General features: G+C 72.0%; 22 protein-coding genes. 20 read left to right on the top strand and 2 right to left on the bottom strand.

Going from position 1 to position 22,721, the window contains the following annotated elements:
• The first annotated feature begins 1 nt into the window (after position 1).
• From hisS to rpsD, 4 genes are all read left to right on the top strand, one after another.
• The gene (gene hisS / locus ACH4TP_RS25500; protein ID WP_389238285.1) at positions 2-1,264 is read left to right on the top strand and encodes a histidine--tRNA ligase; all 1,263 of its coding nucleotides are present in this window, start codon (positions 2-4) and stop codon (positions 1,262-1,264) included.
• 132 nt (positions 1,265-1,396) lie between these two features.
• Positions 1,397-2,029 carry a vitamin K epoxide reductase family protein gene (locus tag ACH4TP_RS25495; protein ID WP_398439251.1) on the top strand — a complete coding sequence of 211 codons (633 nt, stop codon included), beginning with the start codon at positions 1,397-1,399 and terminating at the stop codon, positions 2,027-2,029.
• A 43-nt stretch (positions 2,030-2,072) separates the two neighbouring features.
• Entirely contained in the window at positions 2,073-3,428 is a 1,356-nt protein-coding gene (locus ACH4TP_RS25490) for a replication-associated recombination protein A (protein WP_398439370.1), read from the top strand.
• Between the two features lie 333 nt (positions 3,429-3,761).
• Complete coding sequence (rpsD, locus tag ACH4TP_RS25485) at positions 3,762-4,376, top strand: 30S ribosomal protein S4 (RefSeq protein ID WP_041128255.1); 615 nt, start codon at positions 3,762-3,764, stop codon at positions 4,374-4,376.
• A 60-nt stretch (positions 4,377-4,436) separates the two neighbouring features.
• Here rpsD and ACH4TP_RS25480 read toward each other — a convergent pair whose 3' ends face one another.
• Entirely contained in the window at positions 4,437-6,653 is a 2,217-nt protein-coding gene (locus ACH4TP_RS25480) for an ATP-binding protein (protein WP_398439250.1), read from the bottom strand.
• A gap of 167 nt (positions 6,654-6,820) precedes the next feature.
• Between ACH4TP_RS25480 and ACH4TP_RS25475 the strand changes: the two genes are divergently transcribed.
• The 14 genes from ACH4TP_RS25475 (at position 6,821) to nusB (ending at position 20,189) form a co-directional block, all read left to right on the top strand.
• Positions 6,821-7,258 carry a DUF948 domain-containing protein gene (locus ACH4TP_RS25475; RefSeq protein WP_389238291.1) on the top strand — a complete coding sequence of 146 codons (438 nt, stop codon included), beginning with the start codon at positions 6,821-6,823 and terminating at the stop codon, positions 7,256-7,258.
• Between the two features lie 6 nt (positions 7,259-7,264).
• Entirely contained in the window at positions 7,265-7,618 is a 354-nt protein-coding gene (locus tag ACH4TP_RS25470; RefSeq protein WP_389238293.1) for a DUF6167 family protein, read from the top strand.
• Complete coding sequence (gene alaS, locus ACH4TP_RS25465; protein ID WP_398186543.1) at positions 7,618-10,287, top strand: alanine--tRNA ligase; 2,670 nt, start codon at positions 7,618-7,620, stop codon at positions 10,285-10,287. The genes ACH4TP_RS25470 and alaS overlap by 1 nt, the downstream gene beginning before the upstream one ends.
• 2 nt (positions 10,288-10,289) lie before the next feature.
• Positions 10,290-10,754, top strand: coding sequence for a Holliday junction resolvase RuvX (gene ruvX, locus ACH4TP_RS25460; protein WP_030693079.1), 465 nt, complete (start codon positions 10,290-10,292; stop codon positions 10,752-10,754).
• Positions 10,755-10,855: 101 nt separating this feature from the next.
• On the top strand, positions 10,856-12,580 hold the full coding sequence (gene mltG, locus ACH4TP_RS25455; RefSeq protein WP_398439249.1) for an endolytic transglycosylase MltG: 1,725 nt from the start codon (positions 10,856-10,858) through the stop codon (positions 12,578-12,580).
• Positions 12,580-13,407 (top strand): shikimate dehydrogenase, encoded by an 828-nt coding sequence (locus tag ACH4TP_RS25450; RefSeq protein WP_398439248.1) that lies wholly within the window; start codon positions 12,580-12,582, stop codon positions 13,405-13,407. The genes mltG and ACH4TP_RS25450 overlap by 1 nt, the downstream gene beginning before the upstream one ends.
• Before the next feature lie 172 nt (positions 13,408-13,579).
• Positions 13,580-14,764 carry a chorismate synthase gene (gene aroC, locus ACH4TP_RS25445; protein ID WP_389238301.1) on the top strand — a complete coding sequence of 395 codons (1,185 nt, stop codon included), beginning with the start codon at positions 13,580-13,582 and terminating at the stop codon, positions 14,762-14,764.
• Positions 14,761-15,279, top strand: a complete 519-nt coding sequence (locus ACH4TP_RS25440; RefSeq protein ID WP_398186553.1) for a shikimate kinase — start codon at positions 14,761-14,763, stop codon at positions 15,277-15,279. Before aroC ends, ACH4TP_RS25440 begins: the two co-directional genes overlap by 4 nt.
• Positions 15,276-16,373, top strand: coding sequence for a 3-dehydroquinate synthase (aroB, locus tag ACH4TP_RS25435; protein WP_389238305.1), 1,098 nt, complete (start codon positions 15,276-15,278; stop codon positions 16,371-16,373). Before ACH4TP_RS25440 ends, aroB begins: the two co-directional genes overlap by 4 nt.
• Complete coding sequence (aroQ, locus tag ACH4TP_RS25430; protein ID WP_389238307.1) at positions 16,370-16,816, top strand: type II 3-dehydroquinate dehydratase; 447 nt, start codon at positions 16,370-16,372, stop codon at positions 16,814-16,816. Before aroB ends, aroQ begins: the two co-directional genes overlap by 4 nt.
• 152 nt (positions 16,817-16,968) lie before the next feature.
• The gene (locus ACH4TP_RS25425) at positions 16,969-17,961 is read left to right on the top strand and encodes an AAA family ATPase (RefSeq protein WP_398439247.1); all 993 of its coding nucleotides are present in this window, start codon (positions 16,969-16,971) and stop codon (positions 17,959-17,961) included.
• 60 nt (positions 17,962-18,021) lie between these two features.
• A complete protein-coding gene (locus ACH4TP_RS25420) occupies positions 18,022-19,134 on the top strand; it encodes an aminopeptidase P family protein (RefSeq protein ID WP_398439246.1) in 1,113 nt (370 codons plus the stop codon).
• Between the two features lie 48 nt (positions 19,135-19,182).
• Positions 19,183-19,749, top strand: coding sequence for an elongation factor P (gene efp / locus ACH4TP_RS25415; RefSeq protein ID WP_116162015.1), 567 nt, complete (start codon positions 19,183-19,185; stop codon positions 19,747-19,749).
• A 2-nt stretch (positions 19,750-19,751) separates the two neighbouring features.
• A complete protein-coding gene (nusB, locus tag ACH4TP_RS25410) occupies positions 19,752-20,189 on the top strand; it encodes a transcription antitermination factor NusB (RefSeq protein WP_389238313.1) in 438 nt (145 codons plus the stop codon).
• 151 nt (positions 20,190-20,340) lie between these two features.
• Here the strand turns inward: nusB and bldD are convergent, their stop codons facing one another.
• A complete protein-coding gene (bldD, locus tag ACH4TP_RS25405) occupies positions 20,341-20,841 on the bottom strand; it encodes a transcriptional regulator BldD (RefSeq protein ID WP_017242229.1) in 501 nt (166 codons plus the stop codon).
• Positions 20,842-21,086: 245 nt separating this feature from the next.
• Here bldD and pyrR point away from each other — a divergent pair, with 245 nt between their 5' ends.
• A complete protein-coding gene (gene pyrR / locus ACH4TP_RS25400; RefSeq protein ID WP_389238315.1) occupies positions 21,087-21,656 on the top strand; it encodes a bifunctional pyr operon transcriptional regulator/uracil phosphoribosyltransferase PyrR in 570 nt (189 codons plus the stop codon).
• Positions 21,657-21,739: 83 nt separating this feature from the next.
• Entirely contained in the window at positions 21,740-22,720 is a 981-nt protein-coding gene (locus ACH4TP_RS25395) for an aspartate carbamoyltransferase catalytic subunit (protein ID WP_389238317.1), read from the top strand.
• Position 22,721 lies beyond the last annotated feature (1 nt).

Below are 22,721 nucleotides of genomic sequence, written 5' to 3'. Positions count from 1 at the left end.
CGTGAGCACCTTCAAGGCCCCCAAGGGCACGTACGACCTGATCCCGCCCTACTCCGCCAAGTACCTGGCGGTCCGCGAGGCGATCTCCGGACCGCTGCGGAAGTCCGGCTACGGCTACGTCGAGACCCCGGGCTTCGAGGACGTGAACCTCTTCGCCCGCGGCGTCGGCGAGTCCACCGACATCGTCAGCAAGGAGATGTACGCCTTCGAGACCAAGGGCGGCGACAAGCTCGCCCTGCGTCCCGAGGGCACCGCGTCCGTGCTGCGCGCGGCCCTGGAGGCCAACCTCCACAAGCAGGGCAACCTGCCGGTCAAGCTCTGGTACTCCGGCTCGTACTACCGCTACGAGCGCCCGCAGAAGGGCCGCTACAGGCACTTCTCCCAGGTCGGCGCCGAGGCGATCGGCGCCGAGGACCCGGCGCTCGACGCCGAGCTGATCATCCTGGCCGACGAGGCGTACCGCTCGCTGGGCCTGCGGAACTTCCGCATCCTGCTGAACTCGCTCGGCGACAAGGAGTGCCGCCCCGTCTACCGGGAGGCCCTCCAGACCTTCCTGCGCGGCCTCGACCTCGACGAGGAGACCCTGCGCCGCGCCGAGATCAACCCGCTGCGCGTCCTCGACGACAAGCGGGCCGACGTCCAGAAGCAGCTGGTCGACGCGCCGCTCCTGCGCGACTACCTGTGCGACGCGTGCAAGGCGTACCACGAGGAGGTGCGCGCCCTGATCACTGCGGCGGGCGTCGTCTTCGAGGACGACCCGAAGCTGGTCCGCGGCCTGGACTACTACACCCGCACCACCTTCGAGTTCGTCCACGACGGTCTCGGCTCGCAGTCGGCGGTCGGCGGCGGCGGCCGCTACGACGGCCTCTCCGAGATGATCGGCGGCCCCGCGCTGCCGTCGGTGGGCTGGGCCCTCGGCGTGGACCGCACGGTCCTCGCCCTGGAGGCGGAGGGCGTCGAGCTCGACATCCCCGCCGCCACCAGCGTCTTCGCCGTCGCCATCGGCGAGGAGGCCCGCCGCCTCCTCTTCGGCAAGATCACCGAGCTCCGCAGGGCCGGCGTCGCCGCCGACTTCTCCTTCGGCGGCAAGGGCCTCAAGGGCGCCATGAAGGACGCCAACCGCTCCGGCGCCCGCCTCGCCGTCGTCGCCGGCGAGCGCGACCTCGCCGAGGGCGTCGTGCAGCTCAAGGACATGGAGTCCGGCGAGCAGCAGGCCGTCGCCGTCGACGAGCTCGTGGACGCCGTACGGGCCAAGCTGGCCTGATCCGCCGTACGGAAGGGCCCGGACCACACCCTGGTCCGGGCCCTTCCTTATCCCGCGCGAACGACCCGACGACAGGTCCGTGTTGCAGAATGACCGTGCCCACAAGGCCGGTCGAGCGAGGGAAAAGGTGACATGGCGAAGGCAGCGGTGGACGAGGTCGGCTCCGGCCGGGACGGCGGGTCCGGCGGCACGATCGGGGCGAGCCGGGCCTTCTCCTGGCTCCTCGTGATCACCGGAGCGGCCGGACTGCTCGCCGCCTGGGTCATCACCATCGACAAGTTCAAGCTCCTCGAGGACCCCAACTTCACCCCGGGGTGCAGCCTCAACCCGATCGTCTCCTGCGGCAACATCATGAAGAGCGAGCAGGCCTCGGCCTTCGGCTTCCCGAACCCGATGCTCGGCCTCGTCACCTACGCCATGGTGATCGCGATCGGCGTCGGCCTGCTCGCCGGCGCCCGCTACCGCCGCTGGTACTGGCTCGGCCTCAACGCCGGCACCCTCTTCGGCGTCGGCTTCTGCACCTGGCTGATGTACCAGTCCCTGTACGTGATCGGCTCGCTCTGCCTGTGGTGCTGCCTGGCCTGGGTCGCCACCATCGTCATGTTCTGGTACGTGACCTCGCACAACGTGCGCCTCGGCGTGATCCCCGCCCCCGGCGGCCTGAAGACCTTCTTCGACGAGTTCACCTGGATCCTGCCCGTCCTGCACATCGGGATCATCGGCATGCTGATCCTGACCCGCTGGTGGGACTTCTGGACCAGCTGAGCCGGGGCCGCCCTGTCAGTGCCCTGGCTTAGGCTTCATGACTGTGGAGCCCGACCTCTTTACCGCAGCAGCCGAAGAACGCCAGGAGAAGGAGCCCGCCGGCAGCCCGCTGGCCGTCCGGATGCGCCCCCGCACCCTCGACGAGGTGGTGGGTCAGCAGCACCTGCTCAAGCCCGGCTCGCCGCTGCGCCGACTCGTCGGGGACGGGGACGGCGGCCCCGCAGGCGCCTCCTCGGTGATCCTCTGGGGCCCGCCGGGCATCGGGAAGACGACCCTGGCGTACGTGGTCTCGAAGGCCACGAACAAGCGCTTCGTGGAGCTGTCCGCGATCACCGCCGGGGTCAAGGAGGTACGGGCCGTCATCGACGGCGCCCGGCGCGCGGTCGGCGGCTACGGCAAGGAGACCGTCCTCTTCCTCGACGAGATCCACCGCTTCTCCAAGGCCCAGCAGGACTCGCTCCTGCCGGCCGTCGAGAACCGCTGGGTGACGCTCATCGCCGCCACCACCGAGAACCCCTACTTCTCCGTCATCTCCCCGCTCCTCTCCCGCTCCCTGCTCCTCACCCTGGAGCCCCTCACCGACGGGGACCTGAAGGGCCTGATGGCCCGCGCGCTCACCGACGAGCGGGGACTCGGCGGGGCCGTGACCCTGCCGGAGGACGCCGAGGCGCACCTCCTGCGCGTCGCCGGCGGCGACGCCCGGCGCGCCCTGACCGCCCTGGAGGCCGCGGCGGGCGCGGCGATCGCCAAGGGCGAGCCGGAGATCACCCTCCAGACCGTCGAGGAGACCGTCGACCGCGCGGCCGTGAAGTACGACCGGGACGGCGACCAGCACTACGACGTGGCCAGCGCGCTCATCAAGTCGATCCGCGGCTCGGACGTGGACGCGGCCCTGCACTACCTGGCGCGGATGATCGAGGCGGGGGAGGACCCGCGCTTCATCGCCCGCCGCCTGATGATCTCCGCCAGCGAGGACATCGGCCTCGCCGACCCGGGCGCCCTGCCGATCGCCGTCGCCGCCGCCCAGGCCGTCGCCATGATCGGCTTCCCCGAGGCGGCCCTCACCCTGAGCCACGCCACCATCGCGCTCGCGCTCGCCCCGAAGTCGAACTCCGCGACGACCGCCATCGGCGCCGCCCTCGCCGACGTGCGGAACGGCCTCGCGGGCTCGGTCCCGCCGCACCTGCGCGACGGCCACTACAAGGGCGCGGCCAAGCTCGGCCACGCCCAGGGGTACGTGTACCCCCACGACGTCCCGGGCGGCATCGCGGCCCAGCAGTACGCCCCGGACACGATCCACGGCCGCCGGTACTACGAGCCCACCCGCTACGGAGCGGAGGCGAGATACGCGGACGTGGTGGAGCGCGTACGGGCCCGTCTGCAGGGCGAGGGGAACTAGGGCCCGTCCGACCCGGTACACTGGTCCGGATCGCTGCGTCCCGTGTCCGGCTCCGGTCGGAACCACCAGAACGGGACAGTCAGCCGGAGACCCGGCCCCCGGGCGGGGTTTCCAGGAGCGTCGCGCACCTTCGAAGGTGTCGCGTGCCACCCATCACCACCCGGATTCCCGGGAGCGGCGATGGGTCGTTCGCGTGCTGCACGTATGTGCCCAGACCTGGGAGCGGCTGCCCGGCAGGACCGTCTCGTACGGACCGGCGGGTTTCCCGGGCTGCGGATGCGACCTCCCCTAACCCTGGTGAAGCCGTATTCGTTCAGATAGAGAGGTTGGTTCATGGCGAACCAGTCCCGTCCCAAGGTCAAGAAGTCGCGTGCCCTCGGCATCGCGCTGACCCCGAAGGCCGTCAAGTACTTCGAGGCCCGCCCCTACCCGCCGGGCGAGCACGGCCGTGGCCGCAAGCAGAACTCGGACTACAAGGTCCGTCTGCTCGAGAAGCAGCGTCTGCGCGCCCAGTACGACATCAGCGAGCGCCAGATGGCGCGCGCCTACGACCGCGCCAAGAAGGCCGAGGGCAAGACGGGCGAGGCGCTGGTCGTCGAGCTCGAGCGTCGCCTCGACGCCCTGGTCCTGCGTTCGGGCATCGCCCGCACCATCTACCAGGCCCGCCAGATGGTCGTGCACGGTCACATCCAGGTCAACGGTGGCAAGGTCGACAAGCCGTCGTTCCGTGTCCGTCCGGACGACGTCGTCATGGTCCGCGAGCGCAGCCGCAACAAGCCGCTGTTCGAGATGGCCCGTGAGGGTGGCTTCGCCGCCGACGGCGAGACCCCGCGCTACCTCCAGGTCAACCTGAAGGCCCTGGCCTTCCGCCTGGACCGCGACCCGAACCGCAAGGAAATCCCGGTCATCTGCGACGAGCAGCTGGTCGTCGAGTACTACGCCCGCTGATCTCAGCACAGGGGGCACCCCCAGCGGCAGCGCTGGGGGAGTAGTACCGCACCCGCGGTTTCAGCCCGCCGCTTCCCCGCCCTTTCCGGTGGGGGAGCCGGCGGGCTTCCGCGTTCCCGGGACCGGCGCCGACCGGGCCGTACGGAACGGCCGCCGGGCCGAGGGATCCGCCGGGCCGCCCACGGCGGGATCCCGGCGCCCGGCGAGCGCGCGCTCCACGACCGCGTCGAGCGGGAGCAGCCGGCCCTCCTGGACCGCCACGTCGAACGCCTCCGCGCCCAGGGCCTCCTCCGCGCGTTGCCGGCACAGCGCCCGCGGCCCGTCGAAGGCCTCCGAGCCGAAGAGCCGGATGCCCACCGTGTCCCACACCGGCACCACGGCCCCCTGGAGGACCGCCGCCTCCGCCGGATCCCCCTCGCTCACCGTCACGAGCGCGAGCAGCTCGATCGCCAGCACCAGACCGACCAGGTCACGGAAGGTGTGGTTGATCGAGACGCACTCGGTGAGCAGCTCCCGCGCCTCCCCGTACGCCTCCCGCGTCCACGCCGAGTACGCCAGGACGTAGAGCGCGTAGGCCCGGGTCCACAGCTCCCCGCGCTCCTCGCAGACCTCCCGCACCTCCCGGCAGATCGCGACCGCCCCCTCCAGGTCGCCCCGGAAGGCCCGCGCCATCGCCACCTCGACCTGCCCCATCAGCACGTTGCTGTTGAGCTCGCCGAGCTCCCGGTAGGAGTCGAGCGCCCGCCCGATCAGCGACTCGGCCCGCGGCAGATCGTCCGAGAGCAGCGCGAGACAGCCCATCCGGTGCGTCGCGTACGCCTCCGCCAGCGCGTTCCGCGAGGAACGGGCCCGCTCCCCGCACTCGTGGAGCGCCGCCACCGCCGCCGTACCGTCCCCCTGGAGCACCGCCACGTACCCGAGCACCCACAGCGCCTTGAGCCGCGCCTCCTCGTGCCCCGACTCCAGCGCGAGCGCCCGCTCCAGCCAGTGCCGGCCCTCGGAGAGGCGCCCGCAGCCCACCCAGGCGAACCAGAGCGTGCCCGCCAGGTGCTGGGCGAGGTGCGCCTCCTCCGGGAGTTCGAGGCACAGGTCGAGCGCCGCCCGCAGATTGGGCAGCGCCGCGTCCGTACGGGCCGCCACCTCCACCTGGCGCGGACTGAACCACTCCAGCTCGCACCAGGTGGCGAGCCCCATGTACCAGTCCCGGTGCCGCCGCCGCATCCGCTCCGTGTCGCCGAGCGCCGCCAGCCACTCCGCCCCGTACGCGGCGACCGTGTCCAGGAGCCGGTACGAGGGACCCGCCGGGGTGTCCTCCCGCGACACCAGCGACTGCGCGAGCAGGCCCCCGAGGTGGTCGAGGACCCGCTCCGGCGGCAGCTCCCGGCTCCCGCACACGTACTCCACCGCCTCCAGGTCGAAGGGGCCGGCGAAGACCGAGAGCCGCGCCCAGAGCAGCCGCTCCTCCGGGGTGCACAGCTCGTGGCTCCAGCCGATCGCGGTGCGCAGCGTCTGATGGCGGGGGAGCGCCCCGCGCTCGCCGTCCGTCAGGAGCCGGAAGCGGTCGTCGAGCCGGTGCAGCATCTGCTCCACGGAGAGGAGGGGCAGACGCCCGGCCGCCAGTTCGAGGGCCAGCGGGATGCCGTCGAGCCGCCGGCACAGCTCCCGTACGGCCCCCCCACCCGGCTCCGCCGCACCCGCACCCGCGAAGTCCGCCGCGCCCGGGATCACCGGGGCCGCCGACGGCACCGGCGCGCCCGCCTCCGCCGCCCGCTCGGCGAGCAGCGCCACCGCGTCCGCCTCGTCCATCGGCGCCAGCGGGAACACCGCCTCGCCCGCCACCCGCAGCGGCCGCCGGCCGACCGCGAGCACGGTGAGACCGGGCGCGTGGACGAGGAGCTCCCGCACCAGCGGCGCGCAGCTCTCCACCAGGTGCTCGAAACCGTCGATCACCAGCAGCATCCGCCGCTCCGCCAGGTGCTCGGCCAGCACCTCGCGCGGGGCCCTCGGCGTGTGGTCGGTCAGCCCGAGCGCCTCGACCAGCGCATGCGCGACCAGATCCGGGTCGCGCAGCGGCGTGAGGTCGGCGAGCCTGACCCCCTCGCCGTAGCGTTTCTGCGCCCCCGCGGCAGCCCGCAGCGCGAGGCGCGTCTTGCCGACCCCGCCCACGCCCACGACCGTGACCAGGCGGGATGTCTCAAGGAGCGCCGCCAGTGCGGCCCGCTCGGCGGCCCGTCCGACGAACCGGTTCAGCTCCGCCGGGAGATTGCTCCGTCGCATGGGACACGGAGCGTACTCACCCGCGCGCGCTCCGTACAATCGGTTCCCGTAACTCCCGCCCCACGGGCGGTAATGCGGTACGGCAGGACAGCCCGGGCGCGATAGGGTCGGGGGACGACTTTTCACAGGCCCGACGACAGGCCCAAGACAGCAGAGAGCGGTGCACAGTGACCGGTGGAGAGGTTGCCGGGATCCTGGTGGCCGTGTTCTGGGCGATCCTCGTCTCCTTCCTCGCCGTGGTGCTGGTGAGGCTGGCGCAGACGCTCAGGGCGACCACCAAGCTGGTGGCGGACGTGACCGAACAGGCCGTTCCCCTGCTGGCCGACGCCTCCGCGACCGTGCGCTCGGCGCAGACCCAGCTCGACCGGGTCGACGCCATCGCCTCGGACGTCCAGGAAGTCACCTCCAACGCCTCCGCGCTGTCCACGACCGTCGCCTCCACCTTCGGCGGCCCGCTCGTCAAGGTGGCCGCCTTCGGCTACGGCGTCCGCCGGGCGCTCGGCCGGGACCGCGGGGCCGAGGACGCGCCCCGCGCCGCCGTCCGCCGTACTGTGATCGTCGGCCGTACCGTGCCGTCCTCGCGACGACGGAAGCAGAAGGGCTGAGCCGCGATGTTCCGCCGCACGTTCTGGTTCACGGCCGGCGCAGCCGCCGGCGTGTGGGCCACCACCAAGGTCAACCGGAAGCTCAAGCAGCTGACCCCCGAGAGCCTCGCGGCCCAGGCGGCGAACAAGGCCGTCGAGACCGGCCACCGGCTCAAGGACTTCGCCCTCGACGTTCGCGCGGGCATGGTCCAGCGGGAGGCCGAGCTGGGCGAGGCGCTCGGCCTTGACGCCCCCGTGGAGCAGGGCCGGGAGCTGCCGGAGCCGCGCCGCAGGGCCGCCCTCGGCCGGGCCGCGCACCCGACCACGTATTCGTTTTCCAAGATGCCCACGAGTTCATACAACCGGAATGAGGACCACTGATGGAGTCGGCTGAAATCCGCCGCCGCTGGCTGAGCTTCTTCGAGGAGCGCGGTCACACCGTCGTCCCTTCGGCGTCGCTCATCGCGGACGACCCGACTCTGCTGCTCGTCCCGGCCGGCATGGTGCCGTTCAAGCCCTACTTCCTGGGTGAGGTCAAGCCGCCCTTCACGCGCGCCTCCAGCGTGCAGAAGTGCGTGCGCACGCCGGACATCGAGGAGGTCGGCAAGACCACCCGCCACGGCACGTTCTTCCAGATGTGCGGCAACTTCTCCTTCGGCGACTACTTCAAGGAAGGCGCCATCAAGCTCGCCTGGGAGCTGCTGACCACCCCGGTGGAGCACGGCGGCTACGGGCTCGAGCCGGAGAAGCTCTGGATCACCGTCTACCAGGAGGACGACGAGGCCGAGCAGATCTGGCGCGACGTCGTCGGCGTCCCGGCCGAGCGCATCCAGCGCCTCGGCAAGAAGGACAACTACTGGTCGATGGGCGTCCCCGGCCCCTGCGGCCCCTGCTCCGAGATCAACTACGACCGCGGCCCCGAGTTCGGCGTCGAGGGCGGCCCGGCCGTCAACGACGAGCGGTACGTGGAGATCTGGAACCTCGTCTTCATGCAGTACGAGCGCGGCGAGGGCTCCGGCAAGGAGGACTTCCCGATCCTCGGCGAGCTCCCGTCGAAGAACATCGACACGGGCCTCGGCCTCGAGCGCCTGGCGATGATCCTCCAGGGCGTCCAGAACATGTACGAGACGGACACCCTCCAGGTCGTCATCGACAAGGCCACCGCCCTCACCGGCGTCGCCTACGGCAAGGCCCACGACAGCGACGTCTCGCTGCGCGTGGTCGCCGACCACATGCGCACCTCCGTCATGCTCATCGGCGACGGCGTCACCCCCGGCAACGAGGGCCGCGGCTACGTGCTGCGCCGCATCATGCGCCGCGCCGTCCGCAACATGCGCCTCCTCGGCGCCACCGGCCCGGTCGTCCAGGAACTCGTCGACACCGTGATCGACACGATGGGCGAGCAGTACCCGGAGCTGATCACCGACCGCAAGCGCATCGAGACCGTCGCCCTCGCCGAAGAGGCCGCCTTCCTGAAGGCCCTCAAGGGCGGCACCAACATCCTCGACACCGCCGTCACCGAGACCAAGGCCGCCGGCGGCACGGTCCTCTCCGGCGACAAGGCGTTCCTGCTCCACGACACCTGGGGCTTCCCGATCGACCTCACCCTGGAGATGGCCGCCGAGCAGGGCCTCTCCGTGGACGAGGACGGCTTCCGCCGCCTGATGAAGGAGCAGCGGGAGCGGGCCAAGGCCGACGCCAAGGCCAAGAAGACCGGTCACGCCGACATGACCGCGTACCGGGAGATCGCCGACGGCAGCGGCGCCACCGAGTTCACCGGCTACACCAACACCGAGGGCGAGACCACGGTCGTCGGCCTCCTCGTGAACGGCGTCTCCTCGCCGGCCGCCTCCGAGGGCGACGAGGTCGAGGTCGTCCTCGACCGCACCCCCTTCTACGCCGAGGGCGGCGGCCAGATCGCCGACCAGGGCCGCATCAAGCTGCACTCCGGTGCCGTCATCGAGGTCCGCGACGTCCAGCAGCCGGTCCCGGGCGTCTCGGTCCACAAGGGTTCCGTGCAGGTCGGCGAGGTGACCGTGGGCGCCACCGCCTACGCCACCATCGACGTCAAGCGCCGCCGGGCCATCGCCCGCGCCCACTCCGCCACGCACCTGACGCACCAGGCCCTGCGTGACGCCCTCGGCCCGACGGCCGCCCAGGCCGGTTCCGAGAACCAGCCCGGCCGCTTCCGCTTCGACTTCGGCTCGCCGAACGCCGTCCCCGGCCAGGTCCTCACCGACGTCGAGCAGAAGATCAACGAGGTCCTCTCGCGCGAGCTGGAGGTCCACGCCGAGGTCATGCCGATCAACGAGGCCAAGCGCCAGGGCGCCATCGCCGAGTTCGGTGAGAAGTACGGCGAGCAGGTCCGCGTCGTCACCATCGGCGACTTCTCCAAGGAGCTGTGCGGCGGCACGCACGTCGGCAACACCGCCCAGCTGGGCCTGGTGAAGCTGCTCGGCGAGTCGTCCATCGGCTCGGGCGTGCGCCGCATCGAGGCCCTCGTCGGCGTCGACGCGTACAACTTCCTCGCCCGCGAGCACACGGTCGTCGCCCAGCTCCAGGAGCTCGTCAAGGGCCGCCCGGAGGAGCTGCCGGAGAAGATCTCCACCATGCTCGGCAAGCTGAAGGACGCCGAGAAGGAGATCGAGAAGTTCCGCGCGGAGAAGGTCCTCCAGGCCGCCGCCGGTCTCGTCGACTCCGCCCAGGACATCCGCGGCGTCGCCCTCGTCACCGGCCAGGTCCCGGACGGCACCACCGCCGACGACCTGCGCAAGCTGGTCCTCGACGTCCGTGGCCGGATCTCCGGCGGCCGCCCGGCCGTCGTGGCCCTGTTCACCACGGTCAACGGCAAGCCGCTGACGGTCATCGCCACCAACGAGGCCGCCCGCGAGCGCGGTCTCAAGGCCGGCGAGCTCGTCCGCACGGCCGCCAAGACCCTCGGCGGCGGTGGCGGCGGCAAGCCGGACGTCGCCCAGGGCGGCGGCCAGAACCCGGAGGCCGTCGGCGAGGCCATCGCCGCGGTCGAGCGCCTCGTGGTGGAGACGGCGTGACGATGCGCCGCGGCCGCCGTCTCGCGGTCGACGTCGGGGACGCCCGGATCGGGGTCGCCTCGTGCGACCCCGACGGGGTCCTCGCGACGCCGGTGGAGACCGTGCCGGGACGTGACGTCCCGGCCGCCCACCGGCGGCTCCGCCAGATCGTCGAGGAGTACGAGCCGATCGAGGTCGTCGTGGGCCTGCCCCGCTCGCTCAGCGGGCGGGAGGGCCCGGCCGCGACCAAGGTCCGCGCCTTCGCCCGCGAGATGGCCAAGGGCATCGCCCCGGTCCCGGTCCGCCTCGTCGACGAGCGGATGACCACCGTCACCGCGACCCAGGGCCTGCGGGCCTCGGGCGTGAAGGCGAAGAAGGGGCGGTCCGTCATCGACCAGGCCGCCGCTGTGATCATCCTTCAGAACGCTCTTGAGTCCGAACGGGTATCAGGTAATCCGCCCGGTGAGGGCGTCGAAGTGGTCATCTGATCGCGATACGGTAACGTTCCGCGCGATGCGGCGGTGTTCGAACAGCTGCCGTACTACGTAGAGGCGGATCGTCCGGAAGCCTCGCGGCTGTTTGGGGATCGATGACTGAGTATGGCCGGGGCTCTGGCTCCGAACCGTGGCACCCCGGGGACCCGCTCTACGGGGACCAGGGGTGGGAGGGCCAGCAGCAGTACCCGCACCCGCAGCACCCGCAGCAGGCGAACCAGTACGGTCACGGCGGCCAGGGCTACGCGGATCCGTACGGCCAGGGCGGTCAGGGGTACGAGGGGGACCCGTACCAGCAGCAGTACCACCAGCAGCAGTACGTGGATCCTCAGTACCAGCAGCATCAACAGCAGTACCAGCAGCCGCAGCAGTACGAGACGGGGTACCCGGGCGGATACGACACGCCCGGGAACCTCGGACAGCAGTACGACGGCAACTGGGAGACCGGCCAGGCGGCGATGGCGTACAACGCGCCCCCGGCCGATCCGTACGGCGGCCAGAACCCCGACCTCTACGGGACCCCCGAGGCCTACCCGCCGCCCCAGCCGCCCGGCCGCCGGCAGAACCCGCCGGAGCCGGTCGTCGACTGGGCGCCGGAGGAGGAGGCGCACCCGGAGCCCGAGGAGGAGAAGCACCCCTTCTTCACCGGTCAGGACGACGGGGACGACGACCACGACGAGGAGCCGGGCCGCGGCCGGGGCTCCCGCGAGGCCGAACGCGAACGCCGCAGCAAAGCGAAGAAACGCAAAGGCAAGAACGGCGTGGCCTGCCTGGTCGTCGCCGCCGTCATGGTCGGCGGCGTGGGCGGCATCGGCTACTTCGGCTACAAGTTCTGGCAGGGCCAGTTCGGCGCGGCGCCCGACTACGCGGGCAGCGGCAGCGGGGTCGTGCAGGTCGAGATCCCGAAGGACGCCGGCGGCTACGAGATCGGCAACATCCTCAAGAAGGCCGGCGTCGTCAAGAGCGTCGACGCCTTCGTCTCCGCACAGCAGAAGAACCCCAAGGGCCTCTCGATCCAGGCGGGCGCCTACACGCTGAAGAAGGAGATGTCGGCGGACAGCGCGGTGACGATGATGCTGGACCCCGCCAGCCAGGCCAACCTCATCATCCCCGAGGGCAAGCGGAACGCCTGGGTCTACGAGAAGCTCGACGAGCGTCTCGGTCTCGCTCCCGGGACGACGCAGGACATCGCAAAGGCGAAGGCGGACTCCCTCGGCCTCCCGGACTGGGCGAAGAACCACAAGAACGTGAAGGACCCGCTGGAGGGCTTCCTCTTCCCGGCCAGCTACCCGGTGGCCAAGGGCACCAAGCCCGAGGACGCGCTGCGCAGGATGGTCAGCCGCGCGAACCAGGAGTACGCGAAGTTCGACCTGGGAGCCAAGGCGAAGGAACTCGGCGTCGACAGCCCCTGGCAGCTCCTCACGATCGCGAGCCTCGTCCAGGCGGAGGGCACGTCGCACGACGACTTCCGCAAGATGGCCGAGGTCGTCTACAACCGCCTCAAGCCGTCGAACCCGCAGACCTACGGCGGCCTCGAGTTCGACTCGACGTACAACTACATCAAGAACCAGAGCAAGATCGACCTCACCCTCGAAGAGCTGCGGAAGTACGACAACCCGTACAACACGTACTTCGTCAAGGGCCTCCCGCCCGGCCCCATCAGCAACCCCGGCGCCGAGGCGATGCAGGGCACGATCGACCCGACGCACGACGGCTGGTACTACTTCATCTCGCTCGACGGCAAGACGTCGCAGTTCACGAAGACCAACGCCGAGCACCAGAAGCTGGTCGAGAAGTTCAACGAGTCGAGGAAGAACTGATGGCGGCAGCACGCCGGGCGGCGGTCCTGGGATCACCGATCGCCCACTCGCTCTCCCCGGTCCTGCACCGGGCCGCGTACGCCGAGCTGGGGCTCGACCACTGGTCGTACGACCGCTTCGAGGTCGACGAGGCGGCGCTGCCCGGGTTCGTGGCCGAGCTGGACGCAACCTGGGCCGGGCTCTCGCTGACCATGCCGCTGAAGCGGGCGGTCATCCCGCTGCTCGACGAGATCAGCGACACGGCCGCCTCCGTGGAGGCCGTCAACACCGTCGTCCTCCGCGGGGACGGGCGCCGGGTCGGCGACAACACCGACATCCCCGGCATGATCGCCGCCCTGCGCGAGCGGGGGGTGGAGAAGGTGGAGTCGGCGGCCGTCCTCGGCGCCGGCGCCACCGCCTCCTCCGCGCTCGCCGCCCTCGCCCGGATCTGCGCGGGCCCCGTCACCGCGTACGTACGGAGCGAGGCGCGGGCCGAGGAGATGCGCGGCTGGGGCGAGCGGCTCGGCGTGGACGTCCGCACCGCCGACTGGGAACGGGCGGCGGAGGCCTTCGACGCGCCGCTGGTCATCGCGACCACCCCGGCCGGCACCACCAACGCCCTGGCGACGGCCGTCCCCGACACGGTCGGCACCCTCTTCGACGTCCTGTACGACCCCTGGCCGACCCCCCTCGCGGCCACCTGGTCCGACCGCGGCGGCAAGGTCGTCGGCGGCCTCGACCTCCTCGTCCACCAGGCCGTCCTCCAGGTCGAGCAGATGACGGGCGTCCCCAGAGCCCCGCTCGCGGCGATGCGGGCGGCGGGGGAGCAGGCGCTGGCGGCTCGTTAGGATTTCCCGTACCGAGGAGGCCGGGGCCGCTCCGCAGAGCCTGGCCGCCGTCCGACAGCTGGACCGGAGGGCCGGTTCACCCCCCGGGCGTGGGAGGATCGGGGAAGGCGGGCCAGGGCCGCGCACCCGGTCGCGCCGTCGCAGTGCCCGGGCGCGAGCATGAGGAGCATCGTTGAGCAGGTTGCGTTGGCTGACCGCTGGGGAATCCCACGGACCCGCGCTGGTCGCGACGCTGGAGGGTCTTCCCGCCGGCGTCCCGGTCACCACTGAGCTGGTGGCGGACCACCTGGCGCGGCGACGCCTCGGCTATGGGCGTGGCGCCCGCATGAAGTTCGAGCAGGACGAGGTCACCTTCCTCGGCGGCGTCCGGCACGGGCTCTCCCTCGGTTCCCCGATCGCCGTCATGGTCGGCAACACCGAGTGGCCCAAGTGGGAGAAGGTCATGTCGGCCGACCCGGTCGACCCCTCGGAGCTCAAGGAGACGGGCCGCAACGCGCCCCTGACCCGGCCCCGCCCCGGCCACGCCGACCTCGCCGGCATGCAGAAGTACGGCTTCGACGAGGCCCGGCCGATCCTGGAGCGCGCCAGCGCCCGGGAGACCGCCGCCCGTGTCGCCCTCGGCGCCGTCGCCCGGTCCTTCCTCAAGGAGGCCGCCGGCATCGAGATCGTCTCCCACGTGGTCGAGCTCGCCGCCGCCAAGGCCCCCTACGGCGTCTACCCGACCCCCGCCGACGTCGAGAAGCTCGACGCCGACCCGGTCCGCTGCCTCGACGCCGACGCGTCGAAGGCGATGGTCGCCGAGATCGACCAGGCCCACAAGGACGGCGACACCCTCGGCGGCGTCGTCGAGGTCCTCGCCTACGGCGTGCCCGTCGGCCTCGGCTCGCACGTCCACTGGGACCGCCGTCTCGACGCCCGCCTCGCCGCCGCCCTCATGGGCATCCAGGCCATCAAGGGCGTCGAGGTCGGCGACGGCTTCGACCTCGCCCGCGTGCCCGGCTCCAAGGCCCACGACGAGATCGTGCGCACCGAGGACGGCATCAAGCGCACCTCCGGCCGCTCCGGCGGCACCGAGGGCGGCCTGACCACCGGCGAGCTGCTGCGCGTCCGCGCCGCGATGAAGCCGATCGCGACCGTCCCGCGCGCCCTGGCCACGATCGACGTCGCCACCGGCGAGGCCGCGGCCGCCCACCACCAGCGCTCCGACGTCTGCGCCGTCCCCGCCGCCGGCATCGTCGCCGAGGCCATGGTCGCGCTCGTCCTCGCGGACGCGGTCGTCGAGAAGTTCGGCGGCGACAGCGTCCCCGAGACCCGTCGCAACGTCCGGTCCTACCTCGACAACCTGACGATCCGGTGACCGCCGGACCCCTGGTCGTCCTCGTCGGGCCCATGGGCTCCGGCAAGTCCACGGTGGGCGCGCTCCTGGCCGAACGGCTCGGCGCGCCCTACCGGGACACCGACGCCGACATCGTCGCCGCCGAAGGACGCGAGATCTCCGACATCTTCGTCGAGGACGGCGAGGAGCACTTCCGCGCCCTGGAGCGGGCCGCGGTCGCCGCGGCCGTCGCCGAGCACGAGGGCGTCCTCGCCCTCGGCGGCGGCGCCGTCCTGGACGCCGGGACCCGCGCCCTGCTCGCCGGGCTGCCCGTCGCGTACCTCTCCATGGACGTCGAGGAGGCCGTACGCCGGGTCGGCCTCAACACCGCCCGGCCGCTGCTCGCCGTCAACCCGCGCCGCCAGTGGCGCGAGCTGATGGAGGCGCGCCGCCATCTGTACGAAGAAGTCGCACGCGCCGTCGTCACCACGGACGACCGCACCCCCGAAGAGGTCGCCCAGGCGGTCCTCGACGCACTGGAGTTGAAGGACGTATGACGGACCAGGACCAGGTCACCCGTATCCAGGTCGGCGGTTCCGCGGGCACCGACCCGTACGAGGTACTGGTCGGGCGGCAGCTCCTCGGTGAGCTCCCCGGCCTGATCGGCACCCAGGCCAAGCGGGTCGCCGTGATCCACCCGGAGGCGCTCGCCGACACCGGCGAGGCGCTCCGCGCGGACCTCGCCGAGCAGGGTTACGAGGCGGTCGCCATCCAGGTGCCGAACGCCGAGGAGGCGAAGACCGCCGAGGTCGCCGCCTACTGCTGGAAGGCGCTCGGCCAGACCGGCTTCACCCGCAGCGACGTCGTCGTCGGCGTCGGCGGCGGCGCCACCACCGACCTCGCGGGCTTCGTGGCCGCGACCTGGCTGCGGGGCGTGCGCTGGATCGCCGTGCCGACGACCGTCCTGGCCATGGTCGACGCGGCCGTCGGCGGCAAGACGGGCATCAACACCGCCGAGGGCAAGAACCTCGTCGGCGCCTTCCACCCGCCCGCCGGGGTCCTGTGCGACCTCGCGGCCCTCGACTCGCTGCCGGTCCACGACTACGTCAGCGGGCTCGCGGAGATCATCAAGGCCGGCTTCATCGTCGACCCGGTGATCCTCGACCTCATCGAGGAGGACCCGCAGGCCGCCCGTACCCCCGCCGGTCCGCACACCGCCGAGCTGCTCGTCCGCTCGATCAAGGTCAAGGCCGAGGTCGTCTCCGGCGACCTCAAGGAGTCCGGCCGCCGCGAGATCCTCAACTACGGCCACACCCTCGCCCACGCCATCGAGAAGAACGAGCGCTACAAGTGGCGCCACGGCGCCGCCGTCTCCGTCGGCATGGTCTTCGCCGCCGAGCTCGGCCGCCTCGCCGGGCGGCTCGACGACGCCACCGCCGACCGGCACCGCGCGATCCTGGAGTCCGTGGGCCTGCCGCTCACCTACCGCGGCGACCAGTGGCCGAAGCTCCTGGAGACCATGCGGGTCGACAAGAAGTCCCGCGGCGACCTGCTCCGCTTCATCGTGCTCGACGGGCTCGGCAAGCCGACCGTCCTGGAGGGCCCCGACCCGGCCGTCCTGATCGCGGCGTACGGCGAGGTGTCCGCGTGAGCGGGACGCGTCCGGTTCTGGTGCTCAACGGCCCCAACCTGGGCCGTCTCGGCTCCCGCGAGCCCGACATCTACGGCGCCACCTCCTACAAGGGGCTCGTCGAGTCCTGCCGGACCCTCGGCGCGGAGCTCGGCTTCGACGTCGAGGTGCGGGAGACCAACGACGAGGGCGAGATGATCCGCTGGCTCCACGAGGCCGCGGACGGCTCGATCCCGGTGGTGATCAACCCCGGCGCGTTCACGCACTACTCGTACGGGATGCGGGACGCCGCCGCCCAGCGGACCGCCCCGCTGATCGAGGTGCACATCTCGAACCCGTACGCCCGCGAGGAGTTCCGGCACACCTCGGTCATCGCGGCCGTGGCGACCGGGACGGTCGCCGGGTTCGGGATCGGCTCCTACCGGCTGGCGCTGCGGGCGCTCGCCGAGGAGCTCACCGGCTGAACAGGGCCTGACAAGGTCTGACAGGGGCGGCCGGGCACCAGGAGGCGTCCCCGGCCGTTCCCCCTGCGGGGGCCGGGGACGGTAACGTTTCGCCCGTCCACGGACACACCGGTCCGGGGATCCATCAGGCGCACGAGACGGAGTGGCACCGGATGCAGCACGCAGTGGGGGGTCCGGCGGCCGGCGGCGACCCCGGTGGGCAGCCGGTCGTCCCCCCGCCGGTTCCGCCGGGCGCTCCGTACCCGGGGCCGGCCTCCGGACCCCGGCTCGGTGTGCACCCGACCGTCCAGGCCGGCGCTCCCCGGCCCCCGCACGCCCCGCCGGGCTGGGGCACCCCCGGAGGCGTACCGCAGCGTCCGGCGGCCCCTCACCCCGCCACCCCACCGCATCCGGCCCCCGGGCCGCACCCCGCCGCCCCGCCGCATCCCGGCTCGGGGCCGCATCCGGCCGCCCCGCCGCACCCCGCCTCCGGGCCGCACCCCGCCGCCCCGCCGCGCGCCGATCTCACCGGGCACGTTCCGCTGCCGCCCGTGGGCGCGCCGGCCGTGCCGGGCGCGTCGCCCGTGGAGCACGGTGCCGGGACCGGGACGGCGACCCTCGCCGTGCTGCTCATCGGGCCCGCGGGCGCGGGCAAGACGACCGTCGCCCGGCACTGGGCGCAGCGCCGCCGCGTGCCCACCGCGCACATCAGCCTCGACGACGTCCGCGAATGGGTCTGCTCCGGCTTCGCCGACCCGCAGTCCGGCTGGAACGAGCACTCCGAGGCGCAGTACCGGCTCGCCCGCCGCACCTGCGGCTTCGCCGCGCGCAACTTCCTCGCCAACGGCATCTCCTGCATCGTCGACGACGCCGTCTTCCCCGACCGGCCCGTCGTCGGCCTCGGCGGCTGGAAGCGCCACGTGGGCCCCGGTCTGCTGCCCGTCGTCCTCCTGCCGGGCCTGGAGATCGTCCTGGAGCGCAACGCCGAGCGCAGCGGCAACCGGCGCCTCTCGGACGAGGAGGTCGCCGCCATCCACGGCCGGATGGCCGGCTGGTACGGCTCGGGCCTGCCGATCATCGACAACTCCACGTACGACGTCGAGACCACCGCGCGCGTCCTCGACGACGTCCTCGCCCGCGCGATCGCGAGCCCGCCGACCTGGTGAGCCCGCCCGGACGGCCGTTCTGAACAGGACGGCCCGCCGCCACGCTCGTAGGCTCGGAGCATGTCAGAGGTGTATGCGGACCGCCGTGTACGGCTGCGCGACCGGTGCGCGGCCGCGGGCAGCCCGGCGGCCCTGGTCTCCCGCCCCGCCAACGTCCGCTATCTCGCGGGTGGTTCGCCGCCCGGCGCGGTCCTGCTCGTCGGGCCGGAGCCGGACACCGACGTCCTGCTCTGCCCCGTCGCGCCCGGTGGCGAGCCGGCCGACGGGCGGCTCGACGAGCTGCTCCGGCAGCAGGTCCTGTCCACCGGCGGCGGCGATCCGGCGGTCACCGCCGTCGACCTAGCCCGCCGGGCCGGCGCCGACGCGCTCGCGGTCGAGGAGCACCATCTGACCGTGGCCCGGCACCGGGCCATGGGCTCCGTCGCCCCGGGACTGCGCCTCGCCGACCTCGCCTGCGCCGTGGAGCAGCTCAGGATCGTCAAGGACGAGGACGAGATCGCCTGTCTGCGGATCGCGGCGGAGATCGCCGACCAGGCGCTCGGCGAGCTCCTGGAGTCGATCCTCGTGGGGCGGACCGAGCGTCACCTCGCCCTGGAGCTGGAGCGGCGGCTCGTCGACCACGGCGCCGACGGGGCGGCCTTCCCCACCTCGGTGGGGACCGGCCCGCACTCCGGGCGCCGGGGGCACCGGCCCACCGACCGGCGGGTCGAGGAGGGTGATTTCCTCTCCGTCTGCCTCGGCGCCGACTACCGCGGCTACCGGTGCGAGATCGGCCGGACCTTCGTCATCGGCACCACCCCCGCCGACTGGCAGATCGAGCTGTACGAGCTCGTCTTCGCCGCTCAGCGGGCGGGACGCGAGTCCCTCGCCCCCGGCGCCGACTACCGGGACGTGGACCGGGCGGCCCGCCAGATCCTGGACGCCGCGGGGCACGCGGAGGCCGCCGTGCCCCTCACCGGGCACGGGGTGGGGCTCGAAATCGACGAGGACCCGCAGCTCTCACCCTCGGCCATGGGTAAACTGGACGCTTGTGTGCCGGTCACCGTCGAACCGGGGGTTCACCTCCCGGGACGGGGCGGGGTCCGGATCGATGACACGCTCGTCGTGCGCCAGGAGGCGGACGGCGGACCCGAGCTACTCACCATCACGACCAAGGAGCTGCTCGCGCTGTAAGGCGCGTACGCCTCCCCGGTCCACGTCAGTCCAGGAGATTCCGCAACCGTGGCTTCCACGAACGACCTCAAGAACGGCATGGTGCTCAAGCTCGACGGGGGCCAGCTCTGGTCCGTCGTCGAGTTCCAGCACGTCAAGCCCGGCAAGGGCCCGGCCTTCGTGCGCACCAAGCTCAAGAACGTGCTGTCCGGCAAGGTCGTCGACAAGACCTTCAACGCGGGCGTGAAGGTCGACACGGCCACCATCGACCGCCGCGACATGCAGTTCTCCTACATGGACGGCGACTACTTCGTCTTCATGGACATGGAGACCTACGACCAGCTGCACGTCTCCCGCGCGGCCGTCGGCGACACCGCCAACTTCCTGATCGAGGGCTTCACCGCCTCCGTCGCGCAGCACGAGGGCGAGGTGCTCTACGTCGAGCTCCCCGCCGCCGTCGAGCTGACCATCCAGCACACCGACCCGGGTGTCCAGGGCGACCGCTCCACCGGCGGCACCAAGCCCGCCACCCTGGAGACCGGCCACGAGATCCAGGTCCCGCTCTTCATCACCACCGGTGAGAAGATCAAGGTCGACACCCGCACCAGCGACTACCTCGGCCGGGTGAACAAGTAACCGTGGCCGCTCGGAGCAAGGCGCGCAAGCGCGCCTTCCAGATCCTCTTCGAGGCGGACCAGCGCGGCACCTCCGTGCAGGAGGTCCTCGCGGACCAGGTCCGGCACTCGCGGTCCGACGACCGACAGCCGCCGGTGAGCGACTTCACCATGCAGCTGGTCGAGGGATACGCGTCCTACGTGGCGCGGATCGACGAGCTCATCGCGACCTACGCGGTGGACTGGGACCTCGACCGGATGCCCGTCGCCGACCGGAACATCGTGCGCCTCGGCGCGTACGAGCTGATCTGGGAGGACGGCACGCCCGACGCGGTCGCGATCGACGAGGCGGTGCAGCTCGCCAAGGAGTTCTCCACCGACGAGTCCCCGGCCTTCGTCAACGGTCTGCTGGGGCGCCTCAAGGACCTGAAGCCGCGCCTGCGCCGGGACGCGGACGCCTAGTCCCGTACGGCATGCGAAGGGGCCCGCAGCACTCGGTGCTGCGGGCCCCTTCGCGTACGCCCCGGCGCTCCGGGGAAAAGCGACGGGCCCGTGGACGTCGGATGACGTCCACGGGCCCGGCGGTACGTTTCTGCTGTGCCCTCGCCGAGGGTCAGTTGTCCTCGTGGGCGACCGCGCGGCGCGCGTCCGCGTCCAGGACGCCCCAGCTGATCAGCTGCTCGGTGAGGACCGAGGGGGACTGGTCGTAGATGACGGCGAGGGTGCGCAGGTCGTCCTGACGGATCGACAGCACCTTGCCGTTGTAGTCGCCGCGCTGCGACTGGATCGTCGCCGCGTAGCGCTGGAGCGGGCCGGCCTTCTCCTGCGGCACGTGCGCCAGGCGCTCCAGGTCCAGGACCAGCTTCGGCGGCGGCTCGGCGGCCCCGCCCGGGGTCGTGCCCGGCAGGAGCTCCTGCACCGGCACCCCGTAGAAGTCGGCCAGCTCGGCGAGACGCTGCACGGTCACCGCACGGTCACCGCGCTCGTACGAGCCGACCACGACCGCCTTCCAGCGGCCCTGGGACTTCTCCTCCACCCCGTGGAGGGACAGACCCTGCTGGGTGCGGATGGCGCGGAGTTTGGCCCCGAGCTGCTTTGCGTATTCGCTGGACATAACGCTCCCGGACGCTGTGACGACATGCGGCTGCGCCGCGCGGCTGGTAACTCACTGTGAGGTTACGCAGCGTTACACCCACCCGTCAAGCCGAATGGTCCGTACCGCCCCCTCCCGGGGGACGGCGCCCGGAACGGCGGCAGGGGTGCGCGGGAATCCGCCGCGCACCCCTGGTAGAGTGAACGGCGCAAATCCGACGTCCTTTAAGAGCCGTCCCGTGAGGCGGAGAAGGAGGTCCGTTTCCCATGGACACCCAGCAGCAGTACAGCGATGACGCGCGGCCCGTTCTGGAGGCCCCGGACATCGCGCGGGTCCTGACCCGCATCGCCCACGAGATCGTCGAGCGCGCCAAGGGCGCCGACGACGTGGTCCTCCTCGGCATCCCCACCCGCGGCGTCTTCCTCGCCGGCCGGCTCGCCGAGAAGCTCGAATCGATCACCGGCACCAAGATCCCGGTCGGTTCCCTCGACATCACCATGTACCGGGACGACCTGCGGCTGAAGCCCGCCCGCGCCATCGGCCGCACCGAGATCCCCGGTGACGGCATCGACGGCCGCCTCGTCGTCCTCGTCGACGACGTCCTCTTCTCCGGCCGCACCATCCGCGCCGCCCTCGACGCCCTCGGCGACATCGGCCGCCCGCGCGCCGTCCAGCTCGCCGTCCTCGTCGACCGCGGCCACCGCGAGCTCCCGATCCGCGCCGACTACGTCGGCAAGAACCTCCCCACGTCGCTGCGGGAGACGGTCAAGGTGCTGCTCGCCGAGGAAGACGGTCGCGACACCGTCCTGCTCGGCAGCAAGCCCGCCTCCTCCTAGCCGGACCGGCACCCCCGACGGGTCCGGGGCACAGCCCTGCGCACCCGCATGTCCTCACCCTCCCACCACGGAGCGAAACCCCGATGATGCGTCACCTCATCTCGGCCGCCGACCTCACCCGCGACGACGCCGTCCAGATCCTCGACACCGCCGAGGAGATGGCCCGGGTGGCCGACCGGCCCATCAAGAAGCTGCCGACCCTGCGCGGCCGGACCATCTGCAACCTCTTCTTCGAGGACTCCACCCGGACCCGGATCTCCTTCGAGGCCGCCGAGAAGCGCCTCTCCGCCGACGTGATCAACTTCGCGGCCAAGGGCTCCAGCGTCTCCAAGGGCGAGTCCCTCAAGGACACCGCGCAGACCCTGGAGGCCATGGGCGTCGACGCGGTCGTCATCCGGCACAGCGCCTCCGGCGCCCCGTACCGGCTCGCCACCTCCGGCTGGATCGACGCCCCCGTCATCAACGCCGGCGACGGCACCCACCAGCACCCCACCCAGGCCCTCCTGGACGCCTTCACCATGCGCCGCCGCCTCGTCGGCCGCGACGCCGGCCTCGGCCAGGACCTCGCCGGCAAGCGCATCACCCTCGTGGGCGACGTCCTGCACAGCCGGGTCGCCCGCTCCAACGTCGACCTGCTCCACACCCTCGGCGCCGAGGTCACCCTGGTGGCCCCGCCGACCCTGGTCCCCGTCGGCGTCGAGACCTGGCCCTGCGAGATCTCGTACGACCTCGACAGCGTGCTGCCGAAGTCCGACGCGGTGATGATGCTCCGTGTGCAGCGCGAGCGGATGAACGCCGCCTTCTTCCCGACCGAGCGCGAGTACTCGCGCCGCTACGGGCTCGACGGCGAGCGGATGGCGAAGATGCCCGAGCACGCCATCGTCATGCACCCCGGCCCCATGGTCCGCGGCATGGAGATCACCGCCGAGGTCGCCGACTCCGACCGCTGCACGGTCGTCGAGCAGGTCACCAACGGCGTCTCCGTCCGGATGGCCGTCCTCTACCTGCTTCTGGGCGGCAACGAGTCCGCCGTCAGCCACACCCGCACCGAGGAGAACAAGTAAC

Origin of the sequence: Streptomyces sp. NPDC021012, assembly GCF_044333355.1 — a bacterium.
Lineage (GTDB): Bacteria > Actinomycetota > Actinomycetes > Streptomycetales > Streptomycetaceae > Streptomyces.
This window is presented reverse-complemented; position numbering and strand designations above follow the sequence as displayed.